This is a genomic window from Micromonospora sp. WMMD754, assembly GCF_049315235.1.
Classification (GTDB): Bacteria; Actinomycetota; Actinomycetes; order Mycobacteriales; family Micromonosporaceae; genus Micromonospora; species Micromonospora sediminicola.
On the sequence record NZ_CP186058.1, the window covers coordinates 1779377 to 1796409 of the forward strand.

At 71.9% G+C, this 17033-nt stretch carries 19 protein-coding genes and 2 tRNA genes; 11 read left to right on the top strand and 10 right to left on the bottom strand.

Annotation, left to right across the window (positions count from 1 at the left end; all coding sequences use genetic code 11):
• The first annotated feature begins 175 nt into the window (after nucleotides 1-175).
• Nucleotides 176-1960 carry an AIPR family protein gene (locus tag ACN27B_RS08400; RefSeq protein ID WP_157779164.1) on the top strand — a complete coding sequence of 595 codons (1785 nt, stop codon included), beginning with the start codon at nucleotides 176-178 and terminating at the stop codon, nucleotides 1958-1960.
• Between the two features lie 351 nt (nucleotides 1961-2311).
• Here the strand turns inward: ACN27B_RS08400 and ACN27B_RS08405 are convergent.
• From ACN27B_RS08405 to ACN27B_RS08415, 3 genes are all read right to left on the bottom strand, one after another.
• Nucleotides 2312-2384, bottom strand: a tRNA-Arg gene (locus tag ACN27B_RS08405).
• A gap of 36 nt (nucleotides 2385-2420) precedes the next feature.
• A tRNA-Ser gene (locus ACN27B_RS08410) sits at nucleotides 2421-2511 on the bottom strand.
• A gap of 520 nt (nucleotides 2512-3031) precedes the next feature.
• Nucleotides 3032-3463, bottom strand: a complete 432-nt coding sequence (locus ACN27B_RS08415; protein WP_172967763.1) for a hypothetical protein — start codon at nucleotides 3461-3463, stop codon at nucleotides 3032-3034.
• Between the two features lie 70 nt (nucleotides 3464-3533).
• On the opposite strand from ACN27B_RS08415, the gene ACN27B_RS08420 reads away from it, so the two are divergent.
• Nucleotides 3534-4370 (top strand): hypothetical protein, encoded by an 837-nt coding sequence (locus ACN27B_RS08420; RefSeq protein WP_357628479.1) that lies wholly within the window; start codon nucleotides 3534-3536, stop codon nucleotides 4368-4370.
• Between the two features lie 61 nt (nucleotides 4371-4431).
• Here ACN27B_RS08420 and ACN27B_RS08425 read toward each other — a convergent pair whose 3' ends face one another.
• Nucleotides 4432-5205 carry a CPBP family intramembrane glutamic endopeptidase gene (locus ACN27B_RS08425; protein WP_099163297.1) on the bottom strand — a complete coding sequence of 258 codons (774 nt, stop codon included), beginning with the start codon at nucleotides 5203-5205 and terminating at the stop codon, nucleotides 4432-4434.
• Nucleotides 5206-5327: 122 nt separating this feature from the next.
• Here ACN27B_RS08425 and ACN27B_RS08430 point away from each other — a divergent pair, with 122 nt between their 5' ends.
• The gene (locus tag ACN27B_RS08430; RefSeq protein WP_099163296.1) at nucleotides 5328-6449 is read left to right on the top strand and encodes a globin domain-containing protein; all 1122 of its coding nucleotides are present in this window, start codon (nucleotides 5328-5330) and stop codon (nucleotides 6447-6449) included.
• 65 nt (nucleotides 6450-6514) lie between these two features.
• Here ACN27B_RS08430 and ACN27B_RS08435 read toward each other — a convergent pair whose 3' ends face one another.
• On the bottom strand, nucleotides 6515-8044 hold the full coding sequence (locus tag ACN27B_RS08435; RefSeq protein WP_099163295.1) for a peptide deformylase: 1530 nt from the start codon (nucleotides 8042-8044) through the stop codon (nucleotides 6515-6517).
• A 322-nt stretch (nucleotides 8045-8366) separates the two neighbouring features.
• On the opposite strand from ACN27B_RS08435, the gene ACN27B_RS08440 reads away from it, so the two are divergent.
• On the top strand, nucleotides 8367-9149 hold the full coding sequence (locus tag ACN27B_RS08440) for a hypothetical protein (RefSeq protein ID WP_422744246.1): 783 nt from the start codon (nucleotides 8367-8369) through the stop codon (nucleotides 9147-9149).
• Between the two features lie 13 nt (nucleotides 9150-9162).
• Here the strand turns inward: ACN27B_RS08440 and ACN27B_RS08445 are convergent, their stop codons facing one another.
• Complete coding sequence (locus tag ACN27B_RS08445) at nucleotides 9163-10929, bottom strand: hypothetical protein (RefSeq protein ID WP_422744248.1); 1767 nt, start codon at nucleotides 10927-10929, stop codon at nucleotides 9163-9165.
• 207 nt (nucleotides 10930-11136) lie between these two features.
• Between ACN27B_RS08445 and ACN27B_RS08450 the strand changes: the two genes are divergently transcribed.
• Nucleotides 11137-11847, top strand: coding sequence for a class I SAM-dependent methyltransferase (locus tag ACN27B_RS08450; RefSeq protein ID WP_091568193.1), 711 nt, complete (start codon nucleotides 11137-11139; stop codon nucleotides 11845-11847).
• A gap of 93 nt (nucleotides 11848-11940) precedes the next feature.
• Here ACN27B_RS08450 and ACN27B_RS08455 read toward each other — a convergent pair whose 3' ends face one another.
• Genes ACN27B_RS08455 through ACN27B_RS08470 form a run of 4 tightly spaced genes read right to left on the bottom strand, consistent with a single transcriptional unit; the run spans nucleotide 11941 to nucleotide 14869 of the window.
• Nucleotides 11941-12474, bottom strand: a complete 534-nt coding sequence (locus tag ACN27B_RS08455; protein ID WP_099163292.1) for a YbhB/YbcL family Raf kinase inhibitor-like protein — start codon at nucleotides 12472-12474, stop codon at nucleotides 11941-11943.
• 41 nt (nucleotides 12475-12515) lie between these two features.
• Nucleotides 12516-13166 (bottom strand): DNA alkylation repair protein, encoded by a 651-nt coding sequence (locus tag ACN27B_RS08460; RefSeq protein ID WP_422745881.1) that lies wholly within the window; start codon nucleotides 13164-13166, stop codon nucleotides 12516-12518.
• 23 nt (nucleotides 13167-13189) lie between these two features.
• Nucleotides 13190-14443, bottom strand: a complete 1254-nt coding sequence (locus tag ACN27B_RS08465) for a tyrosine-type recombinase/integrase (protein WP_422744251.1) — start codon at nucleotides 14441-14443, stop codon at nucleotides 13190-13192.
• A gap of 6 nt (nucleotides 14444-14449) precedes the next feature.
• Nucleotides 14450-14869 (bottom strand): helix-turn-helix domain-containing protein, encoded by a 420-nt coding sequence (locus ACN27B_RS08470; RefSeq protein ID WP_422744253.1) that lies wholly within the window; start codon nucleotides 14867-14869, stop codon nucleotides 14450-14452.
• Nucleotides 14870-15143: 274 nt separating this feature from the next.
• Between ACN27B_RS08470 and ACN27B_RS08475 the strand changes: the two genes are divergently transcribed.
• From ACN27B_RS08475 to ACN27B_RS08500, 6 genes are all read left to right on the top strand, one after another.
• Nucleotides 15144-15383 (top strand): helix-turn-helix domain-containing protein, encoded by a 240-nt coding sequence (locus tag ACN27B_RS08475; RefSeq protein ID WP_422744255.1) that lies wholly within the window; start codon nucleotides 15144-15146, stop codon nucleotides 15381-15383.
• Nucleotides 15384-15479: 96 nt separating this feature from the next.
• Entirely contained in the window at nucleotides 15480-15875 is a 396-nt protein-coding gene (locus ACN27B_RS08480) for a hypothetical protein (RefSeq protein WP_422744257.1), read from the top strand.
• Nucleotides 15872-16204: a hypothetical protein gene (locus tag ACN27B_RS08485; protein WP_422744259.1), complete on the top strand. Its 333-nt coding sequence runs from the start codon at nucleotides 15872-15874 to the stop codon at nucleotides 16202-16204. Before ACN27B_RS08480 ends, ACN27B_RS08485 begins: the two co-directional genes overlap by 4 nt.
• Nucleotides 16201-16509: a hypothetical protein gene (locus ACN27B_RS08490; protein ID WP_422744261.1), complete on the top strand. Its 309-nt coding sequence runs from the start codon at nucleotides 16201-16203 to the stop codon at nucleotides 16507-16509. The genes ACN27B_RS08485 and ACN27B_RS08490 overlap by 4 nt, the downstream gene beginning before the upstream one ends.
• Nucleotides 16509-16688: a hypothetical protein gene (locus ACN27B_RS08495; RefSeq protein ID WP_422744263.1), complete on the top strand. Its 180-nt coding sequence runs from the start codon at nucleotides 16509-16511 to the stop codon at nucleotides 16686-16688. Before ACN27B_RS08490 ends, ACN27B_RS08495 begins: the two co-directional genes overlap by 1 nt.
• Nucleotides 16685-16954: a hypothetical protein gene (locus ACN27B_RS08500; RefSeq protein ID WP_422744265.1), complete on the top strand. Its 270-nt coding sequence runs from the start codon at nucleotides 16685-16687 to the stop codon at nucleotides 16952-16954. Before ACN27B_RS08495 ends, ACN27B_RS08500 begins: the two co-directional genes overlap by 4 nt.
• The last annotated feature ends 79 nt before the right edge of the window (nucleotides 16955-17033 follow it).

Here is a 17033-nt window from a genome sequence, read left to right on the forward strand (position 1 = left end):
GAGACCGGCTACAGGCTCGCGACTGCTAACGGGCTAGCCGCCTCGTCCTGCAGGTACAGCGACGCCTCCGACCTGCTGAGGATTGCCCACCAATCAGTTGATGTTATGTGAACGAAGATCGAGTCCGGCTCGCGCAGGGCGATCCTATCGACCAAATTTCGCCTACACTTCGTGCGTGGCCGACAACGAACAGGTGTTGCTCGATCAAGTCCTGGTCCAGCGGCAGGCCGACCGGTCCATCCCAATCCGCGACGATGAGGCATTCGAGATCTTCGCTGCGGAGCAGGCACTCACCGCGCGGCAACTGTCCTCGGAGGAGGTAGCCGAGGGCGTCATCGGAGGCAGCAACGACGGGGCGATCGACGCGATCTACGTGTTCGTCGGCGGGGTGCTCCTCTCCGAGGACAGCGACGTGCTGCAGGACGGGTTCTCCGCGGTCAAACTACCGCGCGGCGTGAAGCTTGAACTCTGGTTGGTGCAGGCTAAGCGAGAGACGTCGTTCACCGAGACGGCCATCGACAAGGCTGGGAGCGCGCTTGCGCGGCTACTGAACCTCTCGGAGAACGAGGACGATCTCCTCAAGCTGTATTCGCCGGGCACGGTCTTGCGGACGGGGTTCTTTCGGAAGGCTCTCCGAGTGCTGGCCACGCGGCACCCTCAGGTCGAGATTCACTTCGTGTATGCAACCCGGGGGCGCGCCACCGGCCCGAACTCGATCAACACCAAGGTCGAGATCAAGGCTCGCGACCTGGAGGCTCAGCTCGCCAGCGTTATCCCCGGCGCCAACGGTCGCGTCGAGTTCCTCGGGGCCGCCGAGTTGTGGCGCAGGGCGAACGCTGTCCCGTCATACACGACGGAACTGACCTATCAGGAGAACGCGACCAGCGGCAACAGCCACGTCGCCCTGGTCAAGCTACGCGATTACCTGACCTTCCTGGCCGATGAGAACGGCCACCTACGACGGCACATCTTCGACTGGAACGTCCGCGACTACCAAGGCGATGTCGAGGTGAACCGGGAGATCCGACAATCCTTGGAGGACCCCGAGGGGCCGGAGTTCTGGTGGCTGAACAACGGCGTCACCATCGTCTGCTCCAAGGCCACCACGGTCGCCAAGACCTATTCTCTCGACGACGTGCAGGTGGTCAACGGATTGCAGTCATCGCACACCATCTTCAATTTCCTGCGAACGGCGCCCGCGGACCATCCAGCGTTCGAACGCTCGGTGCTGGTCCGCATCCTGGTGACCGGCGATGACCTAGCCACCCGGGATCTCGTCATCCGTGCAACCAACCGGCAGACATCGGTGCCGGCGGCGTCGTTGCGCGCGACCGACGACATTCAGCGCGACATCGAGGCGTACTTCCTCGGGCAGGACTGGTACTACGACCGGCGGAAGAACTTCTACCGCAACAGCGGGCGCAGCGCGGAACGGATCGTGAGCATCTCGCTGCTTGCGCAGGCTGTCATGGCAATGGGTCTCAGCCGCCCGGACAACTCGCGAGCCCGGCCATCGAGCCTCCTTAAGCGTGACGAAGAGTACCGGCGGATCTTCTCCAAGGAGTTCCCGGTGAAGATCTATCTCTGGGTCGCCAGGGCTCAGAAGGAGATCGACGCGTTCCTGGCGTCGGAGGCCGCCGGTGTCAGCGTGCCGGAGCGGAACAACTACCGCTTCCACTTAGCCATGGTGGCAGCCGCGAGGCTTGTAGGGCAGCCGGTGCGGTCCCCGAAGCAGCTCAACCACCTCGCGTCGGCAGGTACTCCGCTGGCCGAAGCGGATCTGCCGGCGGCCTTGGAGTTCCTACGGGATGAGTTCGCCGCGCACGAGCGCCGAACCGGCAACTCACCCGACAAGATCGCCAAGGGCCCCGACTTTGTCGAGCACCTGCTCGGGATACCCCCAGAGAAGATGTCCAAGGGACCAGACTTCGTTGAGCGCCTGTTCAAGCGCTTCTCGTAGGGCGGCAGTAGTGACAGGCCGCTGGTCTCGCGACTCTCCGCAGAGGCAACGGCGCCCCAGCGACTAACCCGGAGTGGCTGCATCGACCGGACGACAAGGATGTTCGACCACTCGCTTCGTTGGCCACACCCACCCGCCACGTCGTCTGGTCCGGGATGGCCAATGATCCGCGCAGTGACGATCCAGGACGCGGATTGATCGTCGGCAGGCGCAGGCCGCTCACCGCAAGCCACGCCGCTGGTCACGCTGTGGCAACTGCGGCGCACCCGTGCCACCGAAGTGGCACGAAAAACGCCCCCCTGGTCGATCACTATCGATCGCCAGAGGGGCGTTTCCGCAGGTCAAACCCTGTGCGCCCGAAGGGACTCGAACCCCTAACCTTCTGATCCGTAGTCAGATGCTCTATCCATTGAGCTACGGGCGCCCGGTGCTCGGCCAGTCTACACAACCGGCTTTCGCGCGGAGACTCCGGGATTCGAACCCGGGAGGGGCTTTAAGACCCCAACCGCATTAGCAGTGCGGCGCCATAGACCAGACTAGGCGAAGTCTCCCTGGTGGCCCGGAGGTCACCGCGCCCGAGAATACAGGTCCGCACCCGCCCGGAGCAAAGCGACTACCGGCGCCCGGTCCGGACGGCGTGTTTCCACCGTGTGCCAGATCACGTCCACGGCTACGCTCCATCGATATGCAGGAGCACCCGCCGAGCGATCCGCCCCGTCGCGAGCCCGCCGCCAAGGCCCGGCGGAGCCGCTCCCCCCGACCGACGTTCAGCCCGCCACCGGCACCGGAGCCCGCCCCGGTGGAGGCGACGGAGGACACACCGCCGCGCCGGCGACCGCGTCGGACCGCGCCGACCGTCCTCTTCCAGCCGCCGGCCCCGGCCGCCGAGGCGTCGCCGGCGCCTCGCCCACGCGCCGGCGGCGACCCCGCCGAGCCCGATCCAGGTTCGCCGTCCGGCCCGGCCGCCGCCGCGCCGGACGACACCGGCCCGGGTACGCGATCCGGCGGGGGGACCGCCGAGCGGGACGACGCCGGTTCCGGTACGCCGCCGGGCGAGCCGGAGGTGACCGGTCAGCCGCCGGCGGCCGTCGACCCCACGCCGAACGAGGTTCCCACCGGGAGTACGGCGTCCGGGGGGCCCTCGGTCGGGGCGACCGCGACCGGGGCGACCTCGGTCGCGAAGGCGACCCCGAAGCGGGCACGGCGTGCCGCCGAGGACAGGACCACGCCCGACGCGGAGACCACCCCGGCCGGGAAGACGACCGCCCCGGCGGCCAGGAAGGCCGCGCCCACCCCGCGAAAGGCGGCCGGTGCGAGCCGGAGAACCCCCGACGCGCCCGAGTTCACCGCGCCGGCCGGGGCTGGGGCGTCCACGGCCGGGCCGCAGCCCGCCGACGCCGAGCCGACCCCGGTCGAGGAGCCGGCAAGCCCGGTCCGCCCGGCGCGGGCCCGCCGGACCACCAAGGCCACCCCGGCGGCACGGACCAGCCCCGCGAAACGCACCGCCAGGCAGGCGGCCGGGGCTGTCCCGCCGACCCCGTCACCCGCCGATGCCCGGACGGACGCGGGCCCCATGGCGGAGATCCCGGACCGACCGGACACCGTGCCGGACGCCGGCCCCACGGCGGAGGGCCCGAACAGGGCGGACCCCCGGCCGGTCGCCGGGCCGACCTCGGACACCCCCGCGCACGGGGTCATCGGCAGGGACGCCGCAGCGGCGGGCACGGGTGAGCGGATCACCCGGGCCGCCGACGGGTCGGCGGCGGTGGCGCGTACCCCGGTGGAGGGCTGGCGGGCGGTGGGGCCGAGGTTGCGTGACCACCCCGGGTTCGCGCCGGAGTTGCTGGCCCTGGCCGCGGTGGACGCCCTCGGTCCGCGTGCCCGGGACTGGGTGGAGCAGGTCCGCCGGGCCTACCCGCAGGCGGACGCGGACGGGGTGGCCCGGTTGGCGACCCGGCGGTTCGTCCGGATGGCCGGCACGGGCGGCGCGTTGGCGGCGGGCGCCGGGCTGTTCGCGCCGGTCGCGGAGCTGACCGCCGTGCTCTGGACCCAGGCGAACCTGGTGCTGCACCTGGCCGCCGCCTACGGGCGGGAGCCGGCGCATCCGGACCGGGCGGCCGAGTTGCTGGTGCTGACGTCGGTGCACCCGGACGACGGCACGGCCCGGGCGGCGCTGGCGGCGGCCCGGGCAGCCGACGAGCCGGCGGACGGGCCGTGGGGGCGGGTGGCCGAGGCGGCCTGGCGGCTGGCCACGCCGGTGGCCGCGCAGGCGGGCGGGTGGCTCGGGTTGCGGCTGGCCGCCCGGTTGCTGCCGGGCGCGGCGGCGCTGGCGGCCGCGACCGGTGGGACGGCCGCCGCCGAACGGCTCGCCGCCCGGGCGGTCGCCCGGTACCGGCCCACCCGCGCCTGATCGACACCGGGTACGGCGAGGTGGTGGCATCACCCGCCACCTCGCCGACCTGGCGCAACGCTCAGAGCCAGCCGAACCAGGACCTCGGCAGCAGCGCGTAGCCGACGAAGGCGACCACGTCGAGCAGGGTGTGCGCGACGATCAGCGGGGCCACCCGGCGCGTGCGCAGGTAGAACCACCCGAAGATCAGCCCCATCACGGCGTTGCCGACGAACGCGCCGAAGCCCTGGTAGAGGTGGTACGAGCCGCGCAGCACCGCGCTGGTCGCGAGCACCGCGCCGATCCGCCAGTTGAGCTGCCGCAGCCGGGTGACCAGATAGCCGACCACGATCACCTCCTCCAGCACGGCGTTCTGCACGGCGGCGAGGATCAGCACCGGCACCGCCCACCAGAGGTCCGGCAGGGCGGCCGGAACGAGGGTGGCGTTGATGCCGAGCTGCGCCGCCACCCAGAACAGCGCCAGGCCGGGCAGGCCGATGAGCGCGGCCAGGCCCGCGCCGCGGACCAGGTCGGAGCCGGGCCGGCGGAGGTCGACGCCGAGCGTCCGCGCCGGGTCGCCGGGGTCGCGCGCCAGCAGGTGTACGGCGAGCAGCACCGGCAGCAGCGCGAAGACGATCCCGAGCAGCTGGTAGGTGAGGTCGAGGTAGGGCCGGGCGGACGCGGAGGTGTTCAGCGCGGCGGTCTGCTTCGACAGCCCGCCCGACGCGGTGAGCTTGGCGACCAGCGAGACCAGCGCGTACACGGCCGACTGGCCGAGGGAGAGACCGAGCACGAGCAGCGTCTCGGTGCCCAGCACCCGGCGGGAGACCGGCCGGGCCAGCTCGTCAACCGTCACCGGACCATGAAACCACCTCGGCGACGAGGTGGGCCGGTCGCACATCGTGTGCGACCGACGGACACGCTGCGTGGACATTCTATGGGGGCCGATCCGCCCGTACGGAGAAGGAGCGTGCCCCTGTGGAGAACTTCGCGCGGCTGCTGAAGGAGAGCTGGGCCCTGGTGGAGGAGCACCGGGAGCGGCTCAGCGGCCACTTCTACGCCCGGCTGTTCCTCCTCGACCCGGAGCTGCGCGCGCTCTTCCCGGTGCAGATGAACGGGCAGGGCGACCGGATCCTGGAGGCCATCGTCACGGCCACCCAGACGGTGGACGATCCGGAGAGCTTCGACGAGTACCTGCGCGCGCTGGGTCGGGACCACCGGAAGTACCACGTGTCGTCCGCCCACTACGAGACCATGGGCGTCGCCCTGCTCGACGCGCTGCGCAGCACCGCCGGCGACGGCTGGAACCTGGAGTACGACCAGGCGTGGCGGGAGGCGTACGCGAGCATCAGCGAGCGGATGCTCGCCGGCGCGGAGGCGGACGGGAACCCGCCGTTCTGGCACGCCGAGGTGCTCACCCACGAGCGGCACGGCCCGGACACGGCGGTGCTGACCGTCCGTGCCCTCCAGGATCCGCTCGCCTGGAAGGCCGGTCAGTACGTGAGCGTGGAGGTGCCCCGCCACCACCCCCGGGTGTGGCGGACGTACTCGGTGGCGAACGCCCCGAACGAGGAGAACGTGCTGGAGTTCCACGTCCGGACACCGGCCGGGGCGGCCGGCTGGGTCTCCGGCGCGCTGGTCCGCCGGACCAAGCCGGGTGACCTGCTGCGGGTGGCCGCGCCGATGGGCTCGATGACGCTGGACCCGGACTCCACCCGGGACATCCTCTGCGTGGCCGGCGGGGTCGGGCTGGCCCCGATCAAGGCGTTGGTGGAGGAGCTGGCCCGGGTCAACCGGACCCGCTGGGTGCACGTCTTCTACGGCGCCCGCCGCCCCGAGGAGCTGTACGGGCTGGCCGGCCTGGAGGAGCTGGTGGCGACCCACCCCTGGCTGTCGGTGACGCCGGCGTGCAGCGAGGACGCGGACTACGCCGGTGAGCAGGGTGACGTCTCCGAGGTGGTCACCCGGTACGGCCCGTGGACCACGCACGACTGTTACGTCTCCGGTTCGGCGGCCATGGTCCGGGCGACGCTGCGGGCGCTCGCCGCCGACGACGTTCCGCCGGACAACATCCGCTACGACACGTTCGGCAACCTCTGAGCCTTTCTCCCCCCGAGCCGGGTCGCGTGCCCCCGCCCCCTGGGGCACGCGACCCGGCCCCCGTGTCAGTAGCGCCAGGGGGTACCGGTCTCGCGGTATTCCTCCACCGGCACCAGCGGCACGCCGGGGGCCATCCGGTCGACGTACAGGCGCCCCTCCAGGTGGTCGATCTCGTGGGCGACCAGCCGGGCCATCGCGTACTCGAAGGACGTGATCACCCGGCTGCCGTCCCAGAGGGCGTGTTCCACGTCGATCCGCAGCGGTCGGGGCACCAGGCCGCGGTGGTCGAAGTAGGAGAGGCAGCCCTCGTACTGCTCGTCGGTCTCGGCGGCGGCGTCCACCACGCGGGGGTTGAGCAGCACCACCGGTTCGGCCGCCCGGTCGGCGGGGCGGACCAGGGCGGCGGCCCAGCCGAGGCCGAGCTGGGGTGCGGCGAGGCCGACGCCCTTGCTGAACGGGTGCAGCTCGTCCAGGCGGACCAGCATGCCGGCGAGCCGGTCGACCACCTTCCGGGCGTGCGGCTCCTCGGCCGGCAGGTCGAACGGGCGGGCCGGTTGCCGGAGCAGGTCGTCGCCGCGTTGCACGATGCCCACCGCGCGCATCCGGTCGCTGGCCCGCACCCGGCCGCCGGCCGGCGGGCCGTCCGGCTCGGCCTCCGGCGCCGGACTGCGGAACCGCCACTGCAAGCGGTAGCGGGCGTTCAGCGGCGGGTCGTCGGTCCCCCAGTCGAAGATCAGGCGGTCGTCGGCCGCGGTGCGCTGGATCGGCGTCCGCAGCGGTCCCTCCTCCGCCGACAGCGAGGTCTCCGCGCCCCACACCTTCGGGTCGAGGTCCGCGGGCAGGTCGAGGCGCACCGCCAGGTGCCGGGTGGGCAGGCGTACGGCGCGCTGGAACCAGGGGCCCCACTTGTCCCGGCCGACCTGGTACGCGTACTCGATGGTGACCCGGTCGCCCGGGTAGAGCGGGAAGCGGCCCTCGTCGTTCTCGAAGAGCAGCCAGATCTCCTTGAACGCGTCCCGGTCGTGTTTGGCCCGCCAGTGCATCGGCTCCCGCCCGCTGCCGTCGTCCCGGTACGCGGTGAGTTGCAGCTCGGCGAAGGTGAGCGGGTGCTCCCGGTGGTGCCGGTTGGAGCGGCCCGGATCGTTCGGGTAGCGGTCGACCGCGACCCGGACCAGGTAGCGGGTGACCGGCTCGGTGCCGGCGTTGTAGAGCTCCCGGCGGATGGCGCAGTGGTAGCCGTCGCCGGTGTGGGTGAGCGTGGCGACCTCGCGCTCGACCACCAGGCCGGTGCCGGGCGGCAGCCACTGGCCGGGTACCGGCGGGTCCCGGTGCGCCCCGGCGGCCCGGCCGTGCCGCAGTTCGTCGTACTCCCGGAAACGCTGCCAGATCGCGCCGCTGGCCTCCAGGACGGCCTCGGCCCGGCGGGCGAAGTCCTCGGTGGGCCGGTGGCGGCGCCCTTCGACGTGGCTGACGTAGGACGGGTCGAAGCCCATCAGCGTCGCCAACTGTTTCTTGGACAGCCCTCGGCCGGTCCGGTGCCGGGCGAGTTCGGCCGCGAACGAGTCGGCGGCACGCTCGATCGGTGAGGTCGTCATCAGCTTCCTCGTAGCCGGGACGACCATTTTCACGTTGGGTGGCCGGACGTGTACGGAAACTGCCTCGTATTCGACACTCGCCTTGACAATTCAACGGCGCACGTCGATGCTTGCGCGACCCGCCCGGCCCGCCCGGCGGCGTTTTCCGCCCACCCCGCCGGGTAGTACGCGACGGCGACGGAGTGACCGGGACCTCCCCCTGAAGCCCGTGGCACCACTTTCCCTCCGCCGGGGAATGTGGTTAGGCTAGCCTTAGCTTCGGTCGACGGCACGCGCCGGCCGGCAGGGCGACCAGACAGGGGACGGCCAGGTGACTGCGGTGATGCCGGGGCGCGAAGTCGCCACCCCGTTCGCCCCGGTGACCGCGACCCTGCGCGTCATGTTCGGCACCGACGACCTGCCCGGGCTCGCGCCCGGCCTACTGGTCCGCGACGAGCTGGACCGCTGGACCCCGGCCGCCCGCCTGGTCGACGGCACGCTGCTGCCCGAGTTCCTCACCGCCGCGGGCCGGCGCTGGGGCGGCACGCCGCACGCCTGCGCCGCGCTGGCCTGGAAGTCCTACAGCTACTGGACCGCGCTGCCGGCCGTGCTCGGCTGGGCCTCGGCCCGCCGGGTGCCGCTGCTCGACCCGGCCCACGTGCTGGTGCACTTCGAGGACCACCACCAGTTGCTCACCCTGGGGCTGCGCGCCTCGACCCCGGTGGCGGTGCTGCCCGGCGACCCGCTCGCCCTCAGCGGCGCGCCGGGGATCCGGGTGGTCGCCGACGAGACGGCACTGCTCGGCGAGCTGCGCGCGTCGCTGCTCGACGCGCACTTCGCCCCGCTGATCACCGCCATCCAGGGCGAGGTCCGGATCGGCACCCGTACGCTGCTCGGCTCGGTGGCGTCCGGCATCGCGCACGGCATCCTGCGCGCGGCGGACGCGCTGCCCGGCTCGTCGGCCGCGACCGTGACCACGCTGCTGGACGCGCTCGACCTGGGCGACCTGGTCGAGCTGGTGCCCGGCCCGACCGGCGAGCCGACCGTGCAGCGGCGCACCTGCTGCCTCGCGTTCACGCTGCCCCGGCCCAAGGTCTGCCAGGGCTGCTGCGTCCGTCAGGGCTGAGCGCCCGACGCGCTCAGTCCACCAACGGCCGGACGTTCCACAGCCACACCCCGCCGGAGCGGGTGGGCGTGATCCCGGTCAGCTCGGTCATCGCCCGGCGCAGCGCCTCGGCCTGCCGCAGCCGGGGGTCGAGGATCACCACGCCGGCCCGCCAGTACCGCAGGTCGTCGACGGCGGCCACCCGGTCCTGCGGAGTGATCGGGGGCACCGCGTCGGTGCGCCGCACCGTGTCGAAGAACGTGCTGGTGGGACGCGGTGGCGCGGTGAAGAGGGCGATCCGGTCGCCGCCCGGGCGGGTGTCCGGATAGAGGAAGTAGCCCCGGGCCAGCGGCATGTCCAGCCCGGTCTCGGCGGACCAGCGCAGCGGGACCGCGTACGTGGTGTCGGGCAGGGGGAGCGTGACGACGCTCCGCCCGTCGGCGACGTAGGGACGCCAGGTTCCGGCGGTGACGAACGCCGGGGTCGGGTCGAGTCGCTTGGCCGGCAGCGGGGTGGGCAGGATCGGCAGCAGCGCCATGGCCAGCACGGTGCCGGTGGCGAACCGGATCTGCCCGCGTGCCGCCGGGTGACGCGCGGCGAGACGTCGGGCCCGGTCGGCCCCGAGCGCGAGCAGCACGCCGACGATCGGGGTGAGCGCGAGCGACCAGCGGGTGGGCACCACCGAGTGCAGGACCGGCAGGTTCTCCAGCGCGGCCCACGGGCCCGGGACGCCGGTGTCCCGCCCGTCGAACCGGACCTGTCGGCCGAGCGAGAAGAGCGCGAACATCAGCCCCACCGCAGCCAGCCCGAGCACCACCGCGTCCCGGCGCAGCCACCAGACGAGCGCGGCCACCAGCACCACGAGCGGCCACCCGAAGAACGCGTTCTCCTCGGTGGCGTTCTTCACCAGTGGTTCGCTGCCCCGGGCGTCGCCGGCCACCGACTCCCGGGACCACGCGACGTACGCGGCGAGGTCGGTGGAGTAGCCCCGGATCAGGGTGGAGAGCCCGCTGTAGGCGCCGGGGCCGAAGAACTGCACCCGGAGCGGGTACGCGAGCAGCGCCCCGGCGACCACGGCGGCCACCCCGAGCCCGGCGGCGAACGGGCGTGCCGCCGACCGCAGCGCGGGCCGCCCGAGCGCCAGCGCGAGCACCACCACGCCCAGGCCGATGGCGGTCATCAGCAGGATCTCCAGGTTGAGGAACGCCTGCCAGACGATCACCAGGCCGAGCAGCACGCCGTTGCGCAGCCAGCGGCCGGGCTGCGCCAGCCGCAGCGTCCGCCAGACGATCAGGGGCACCACGAACTGGCTGACGATGTTCGGGTGGGCGTTGGCGTGCGACACCATCGCGGGCGCGAACGCGCAGAAGCCGGCGCCCAGCCAGGCCGGCCCGCGCGCGCCGATCACCACGCGGGAGAGCAGGAAATACCAGGCCGCTCCGGTGGCGGCGAGGCCGAGGGTGAGGAAAATGAGAAAGGACCACCGCGGCCCGCACCACAGCGTTATCGGCGACAGCGGCACCGAAACGGATAATACGGACGTATTGGCCATGAGATTGACCACGTCCGGCACATTCATCCGGTCCGAGGTGAACGGATAGGCGAAATCCGTGACGACGCGCGCACCGTGCGCCATCATCCATTCGAATTGCGCCTGATCGGTGCGATTGTCCCGGACCCCGTTCGCCGGATCCACCCAAAGGCGAGCGGTGACCCAGAACGCGAGCAGCACGAAGCTGAGCACGGCGAGGGCGTCGAACCGCCGACCACGTGGGCCCACGTCCGATTCCGGAGTAGTCATGACATTTCAGAGCGTAGTCAGGGTATGACGGGCCCGTGACATGTTTCCGGGACTCACGTACTATGTGCCGAGTTCGCCGACCGCCGATCACGTGCCCCACCCGACCGCAATTCGGCCACCCCGGTGCCCCGATTTCCCCACCAGCCATCCAGATGGTTGACTCTGACGGTCCAGGCGCGGGTCAGTCATATCGTGAGGAATCGACGCATGGCAGAAATCACTGGGGATCAGCGCGTCCAGTCGGAGGTGCTCGAAGGCCTGGCGACGGCGGTCAACCACCGACGGTGGTTCGTCGAGCTGGCCGTGCCCTACCTCGGTGACAACCCCATCGAGATCGGCAGCGGCCTCGGCGACTACGCGTTGGAGTGGGCCGAGCACCTGCCCCGGATCACCGCCACCGAGGCCGACCCGGAGCGGCTGATCAAGCTCAAGGAACGGCTGGCCGACCACCCGGGCGTCGAGGTCCGGCAGATGCTGCTGCCGCACACCGAGCGGGGCGACTACAGCGCCGCCGTCTCCTACAACGTGCTGGAGCACATCGACGACCACGTGGGCGCGCTGCGCAGCATGCGCGACCTGGTCCGGCCCGGCGGCGCGGTGGTCATCATCGTGCCGGCGTTCCAGTTCGCGATGAGCCCGGCGGACATCGCCACCGGCCACGTGCGGCGCTACACGAAGAAGACGCTCGGCGCGGCGATGACCGAGGCCGGGCTCACCGTGGAGAAGATCCACTACGCGAACGCGCTCGGCCTGATCGGCTACTTCATGGCCACCAAGGTCTTCCGGCTGATGCCGAAGGAGGGCCCGATGGTGAAGGTCTACGACACGCTGGTGCTGCCCGCGACCAAGGCCGCGGAGCAGCGGGTCCGGCCGCCGTTCGGCCAGTCCGTCTTCGCGGTCGCCCGCGTCCCCGCCTGAGGCGCAAGGAGGGGCCCCCTGTTAACGCCTCCGGTATAGATGGGGCCCCCTCTCACACCCGCGTGTTAAGAAGGGGCCCCTGCTTACCTCTGGTCAGTCCTTGACCTGGTAGGTCGGGCGGATCACGGCGCGGGCCAGGGTGTGGAACGCCAGGTTGAAGCCGACGAAGGCCGGGCTGGCGTCCTTGCCCACGTCCAGGCGCTCGACGTCGACCGCGTGCACCGCGAAGACGTACCGGTGCGGTCGGTCGCCCGGGGGCGGCGCCGCGCCGCCGTAACCGGTGTCGCCGTAGTCGTTGCGGATGCTGAACGCGCCCCCGAGGTCGGCCTCCGCCACCCCGGTGGGCAGCTCGGTGACGGACGCGGGCACGTCCACCAGCACCCAGTGCCAGAACCCGCTGCCGGTCGGGGCGTCCGGGTCGAAGCAGGTGACCACGAAGCTCTTCGTCTCCGCCGGGAAGCCGGACCAGGACAGGTGCGGCGACACGTTCTCGCCGCCGGCGCTGCCGTGCGCGTACCGCGCGTCCATCGGCTCGCCGTTGTGCACGTCGTCGCTGGTCAGGTCGAACGCCGACACCGTCGGCAGCAGCTCGTACGGGTCCGGGGCGATCGGTCGTTCCAGGGTCATCGAAACGGTCCTTCCGGGTGCGCGAAATGTTCTGCGCCCCTTCATACCCCGCTCTCGTGCTGCCGGCGCACCATCTCGGTGATCCAGATCGGCGCGTACGGCGACGTGCAGCCCGGCGGCGTCGGATAGTCCTTCAGCACCGCCAGGCGCTCGCCGACGGCGATCGCCCGGTCACGGTGCCCCGCGTGGTCGATCCCGATCTGGGCCAGGCAGTGGTTCATCGCCCACTGGAGGCGGTCCGGGGCGTCCCGCATCTCCGCCTCGATCACGTCCAGCAGGCCGGCCAGGTCGAGCCCGTCCGGCTTGCGCGCCACCCGCTCGGTGGTCAACGCCCAACCGGCGCTCGCCACCACCGGATCCGGGTCGGCGAGCCAGGCCAGCCGCAGCCGTTCGGCGTGCGGGCTCTTCTTCACCACGTAGGCCACGAGCCAGTCGTGCACCTTGGGCGTACGCGCCTCGCGCAGCATGCCGTCCAACTCGTCCGCCCCGAACGCCTTCGGCCGGCAGACCAGCAGCGCCAACAGCCGGGCCGCGCTGTCACCGGTCGCCCACAGCTCGCGGGCCAGCTCCTGCTGCGTCCTCAGCCGCTTCGCGACCGCCCGCAGCCTGCCCAGGTTGACCCCGTGGTCGTCGCCGTGCCGTTCGTTGACCGCGCGGACCCTCGGGTCCTCCAGCGCGACCAACTCGGCCATCACCTCGGCCAACGCCGCGTCCGTCACCTCGGCCTCCTGGGCGTTGCGGGCGGAGGGTGTGGGATTCGAACCCGAATAGAGCCCCACGTCATGGAGTCAGACCCCGCCCCGGCCTGCTGATAGCTCCGGTCGGCTCCTGTCTTCTCCGGTCTGCTCCGGGACCGCCCCCCCCCCAGATTCCCCCCACCGTCGGGGGCGGGAAGCATGCCGGCGACGGCGGTCATGATGCCCTCGTCGACCTCCGTCAGCAGGTGCCCGTACACGTCGGAGGTGACCGCGATCGACGCGTGACCCATCCGCCGGGAGATCGCCGTCAACGGCCGCCCCGCCGAGATCAGATGCGCCGCGTGGGTGTGCCGGAGGTCATGCAACCGCACACGCCCCAGCCCCGCCTCGTCGAGGATGCGGGGCCACACCCGTTGGCGGAAGTTCCGGGTCACCGGCCGCTCCCCGTCGAGGTCGGTGAACACCATGTCGTCCCGGTCCTTCCCGACGAGCAGCGGCGCCAGGGCGTGCCCGACCGCGGGCGGAAACGTCACCGTGCGCCGGGACCGCTCCGACTTCGGGTCGGTGAAGATAGGCACTCCCCCGATCCCGTCGTGCATCGCTTCGAGGACTTCGAGGCGGCCGGCGAGCACGTCCACCCGGCCGACCCGCAGCGCGGTCGCTTCCCCGTAGCGCAGGCCGGTGGCGACGAGCAGGGTGACGAGAGGCTTCCAGTGCTCGGGGGTGGCCGCGAGCAGCCGGCCGATCTCCGGGGTGGTGAGGAACCGCATCTCCTGGCGGCGGATGCGCGGCAGGCCGGTCGACCCAGCCGGGTTGATCCGGATGAGCCGTTGCGCGACTGCGGCGTCGAGGAGCTTGTGCAGGATCGCGTGCGAGTTCCTGATCGTCTTCGGGCTCAGCGGACGCCCGGCCGGGTACTGGCCAGCGGCGAGCCGGGACACGAACTGCTGCACGGCGAGCGAGTCGACCTCGTCGAGCGGCAGGCTGCCGAGGATGGGTCGGATGTGGTTGCGGACCCGGGAGTCCTCGGTGCGCTGGGTGGTGGGCTTCAGCGTCGCCGCGTACGACGGCCACCAGGCGTCGATCCACGAGTTGAGGGTGACCCGGCCGGCGCGGGGGTCGATGTACTCGCCGCGCCAGCGGTCGGCCGTCATCCGCGTCATGGCCGCCTTCGCGGCCGTCTTCGTCGGGTAGCCGGACTCGATCGTTACCTTCCGGCCACCGACCTGCTCGCGGATCCGCCAGCCCGGGCCGTGCTTCTCGACCCACACAGGGGATCAGCCTGCCCGGCGGGGTCGGCCCTCGGACGGGCGAGGCGCCGTCGCCTCGAACCACTCGTTGACCCGCGCGACGAAGCTCAGCAGCTCGGACCGGCGGTTCGGCTCGGCCGTCTGGTAGTGGTCGAGCAGCGCCTCCAGCTCCGGCGGCAGCTGCGTGGGCGTGGACGCCTGCGCGAAGCCCTCGGCGACGCCGGCGCGGGCGGCCAGGTCGTGGGCCGACACGTCGAGCGCTGAGGCGAGCTTCGTGATCGCGGCGAGGCTGGGCTTCTGCTTCCCGGACCGCCAGTTGCTGATCGCCGAGTGGCTGATGTCGGCGGCTTCGGCCAGCGCAACGTCGTAGCGGAACCCGCGGGCTTCCTTCAGCCGGTCGAGGTGGGCGACGAACGCCTCACGCTCCGGCCACTCGACTGTGCGCACGCGCACGAGATTAGGGACGGCTGCGCGACCTGTCACGTGCGTGTGATCACGCACATCGTCGATGCCTTGCGTGTGGGCGCCGAGGTTGGGCGACATCCTCTTGCTCTCCCCGCATTTCCCGGTGTGCGCGGCTCGCACATCCGACTTTCAGATGATGCCAGACCGTCCCTCTGTCCCTCTTGTGCGTGCGCGCACATTCGCGCTACCTTCTGTGCGCGGCCGAAAACCGGAGCAGACCGGAGAAGGCCGGAGAGAGATCGAAAGGAGGTACGCCATGACCAGCGAGAAGTGGCTGACGATCGACGAACTCGCCGAGCTGATGAACGTCAAGCGCTCCTGGGTGCGGGACAAGGTCACCGCCCGAGTGCTTCCCCACCGCCGCCCCGCCGGCGGCGTGCGCTTCGCGCCGGAAGACGTCGAGGCCATCAAGCAGCAGCTGTTCGAGCCGGCGATCACCGCCACCCCCAGCCGCGCCGCTGGCCGCGTTCGCCGCGCCGCTCGCCCGGCCGCCTGAACCCATCCCGGTGCCCGCCCGGGCCCCGGACAGCAAGCAGCCCCGCTCACCCAACCAAGAGCCGCGGGGCCGCCGTACCGAAAGGCAGGTTACCGGATGGCCGGGACCACCACCCAGACCAAGACCAGCCACCCCGCCGGCGGGTCGCCGCGCTGGACCGTCGCCGGGCCCGCGGGCTCCGTCGTCTTCGACGTCCTCGGCAACCACCTCGCCCTCATCCCCGCCAGCGGCGACATCGACTCGGTGATGGGCAAGACCCTCGCCCGGGTCCGCGAGTACGCCCAGCTCGGCGAGGACGACGTGGTCTTCCAGATCCTCGGCGACCTGTACCGCACCGAGCCGGAGTTCCAGGCGATCGTCGAGACGTCGTACACGGACCGGCGCTGCCGCCGCTGCGGCGCCACGCAGGACCTGAAGGCGCTGTACTCCGGGCTCGGCTACTCCCGCCGGGAGTGGGAGTGCTTCGACGGCTGCAAGGGCGGCCTGAAGTGACCGCCGCGCCCACCATCCCGAGCTACCCGCACTTCGCCCCCGGCGAGCACCGGCAGGCCATCGCCGCCATCAACCGCTGGCTGCGCACCAACGGCTGGACCCGCCTCGGCTCCTACGGCTACCGGTACAACGCCCCGAACATGGTCGACGCGACCGTGTGCATCGGCTGGTCGGACTCCTGCGAGCTGATCGGCGTCAGCCGGCGCGGCACGAACGGCGGCTGGCAGTTGACGCCGTTCCACCACCGGGTGACGCACCCCGCCGAGGCCGTGCGGTGCCTCATCGCGGTCGGTGTGCTCCCCGTCGGCTTCGAGCAGGTGACCCGGTGACCGCCCCGACGCTGCGGCCGGTGCACGTCACCGCCGCCTGCCGCGCCGAGTGCGCCCAGATTCGCCCCGCCGACCCGGCCGCCGACATCACCGCCCACACCGGCTGGACCCGGCCCGCACCCCACGGCGGAGACGACCTGCCCCCACCCACCCCCGACAACCCCACCCCCGGCCGACCCGGCCCCTGCCACCGGCCTTCTGTCGACGAGCTGTGCGCCGACAGCCGGGCCGTCGTCGCCGACCTGCACGAGGCCATCGCCCGGTCCCGCCGGGCACGCGGCGCCGACCTCCCGGAGGTGGCGTGATGACCGGCCCGATCAGCGTCTACATCACCCCGACCGGGCAGCCCGCCGGCATCCCCCCGTGCTGCCCCAACACCCCCACCGGCTGCCCCGACGACGACACCGCCTGCGGCACCTGCCTGCACGGCTGCCCCGCCCCCGCCGGTGAGCCCTGCTGCCTCGACGGGAGTGACCCCCGATGACCGCCCTCCTGCTCGCCGTGCTCGCCCTCGCCGCGCTCGCCGCCGCCTACCTGGCCGGCGTCCACGTCGAGCACCGGCGCACCGCCGCCGACTTCACCGCCCTCAAGGGCGAACTGGACAGCACCTACGCGGCGATGGTGTCGATCCCCGACTGGACCACCGACGCGGTCATCCACCGGCAGGAGGTCGGCATCGAGCACCGGCTCGCGCAGGCCGAACCCCGCGCACGTCTGGACTTCTACTTCGGCCAGGGCAGGGCGGCATGACCCGCCGCCGCACCTGGGGTGCCTCCCTCGCCATCGGTGCCGCCTTCTGGGCCGCCGTCATCTTCTTCCTGATCTGGAG

What these genes read in the sequence shown, in the direction of transcription:
- ACN27B_RS08450 (WP_091568193.1), top strand. Translation starts at nt 11,137, where the DNA reads ATGGCAGAAATCACTGGGGATCAGCGCGTCCAGTCGGAGGTGCTCGAA.
- ACN27B_RS08480 (WP_422744257.1), top strand. Translation starts at nt 15,480, where the DNA reads ATGGCCGGGACCACCACCCAGACCAAGACCAGCCACCCCGCCGGCGGG.
- ACN27B_RS08440 (WP_422744246.1), top strand. Translation starts at nt 8,367, where the DNA reads ATGCCGGGGCGCGAAGTCGCCACCCCGTTCGCCCCGGTGACCGCGACC.
- ACN27B_RS08495 (WP_422744263.1), top strand. Translation starts at nt 16,509, where the DNA reads ATGACCGGCCCGATCAGCGTCTACATCACCCCGACCGGGCAGCCCGCC.
- ACN27B_RS08420 (WP_357628479.1), top strand. Translation starts at nt 3,534, where the DNA reads ATGGCGGAGATCCCGGACCGACCGGACACCGTGCCGGACGCCGGCCCC.
- ACN27B_RS08500 (WP_422744265.1), top strand. Translation starts at nt 16,685, where the DNA reads ATGACCGCCCTCCTGCTCGCCGTGCTCGCCCTCGCCGCGCTCGCCGCC.
- ACN27B_RS08435 (WP_099163295.1), bottom strand. Translation starts at nt 8,044, where the DNA reads ATGACGACCTCACCGATCGAGCGTGCCGCCGACTCGTTCGCGGCCGAA.
- ACN27B_RS08475 (WP_422744255.1), top strand. Translation starts at nt 15,144, where the DNA reads ATGACCAGCGAGAAGTGGCTGACGATCGACGAACTCGCCGAGCTGATG.
- ACN27B_RS08460 (WP_422745881.1), bottom strand. Translation starts at nt 13,166, where the DNA reads ATGGCCGAGTTGGTCGCGCTGGAGGACCCGAGGGTCCGCGCGGTCAAC.
- ACN27B_RS08445 (WP_422744248.1), bottom strand. Translation starts at nt 10,929, where the DNA reads ATGACTACTCCGGAATCGGACGTGGGCCCACGTGGTCGGCGGTTCGAC.
- ACN27B_RS08455 (WP_099163292.1), bottom strand. Translation starts at nt 12,474, where the DNA reads ATGACCCTGGAACGACCGATCGCCCCGGACCCGTACGAGCTGCTGCCG.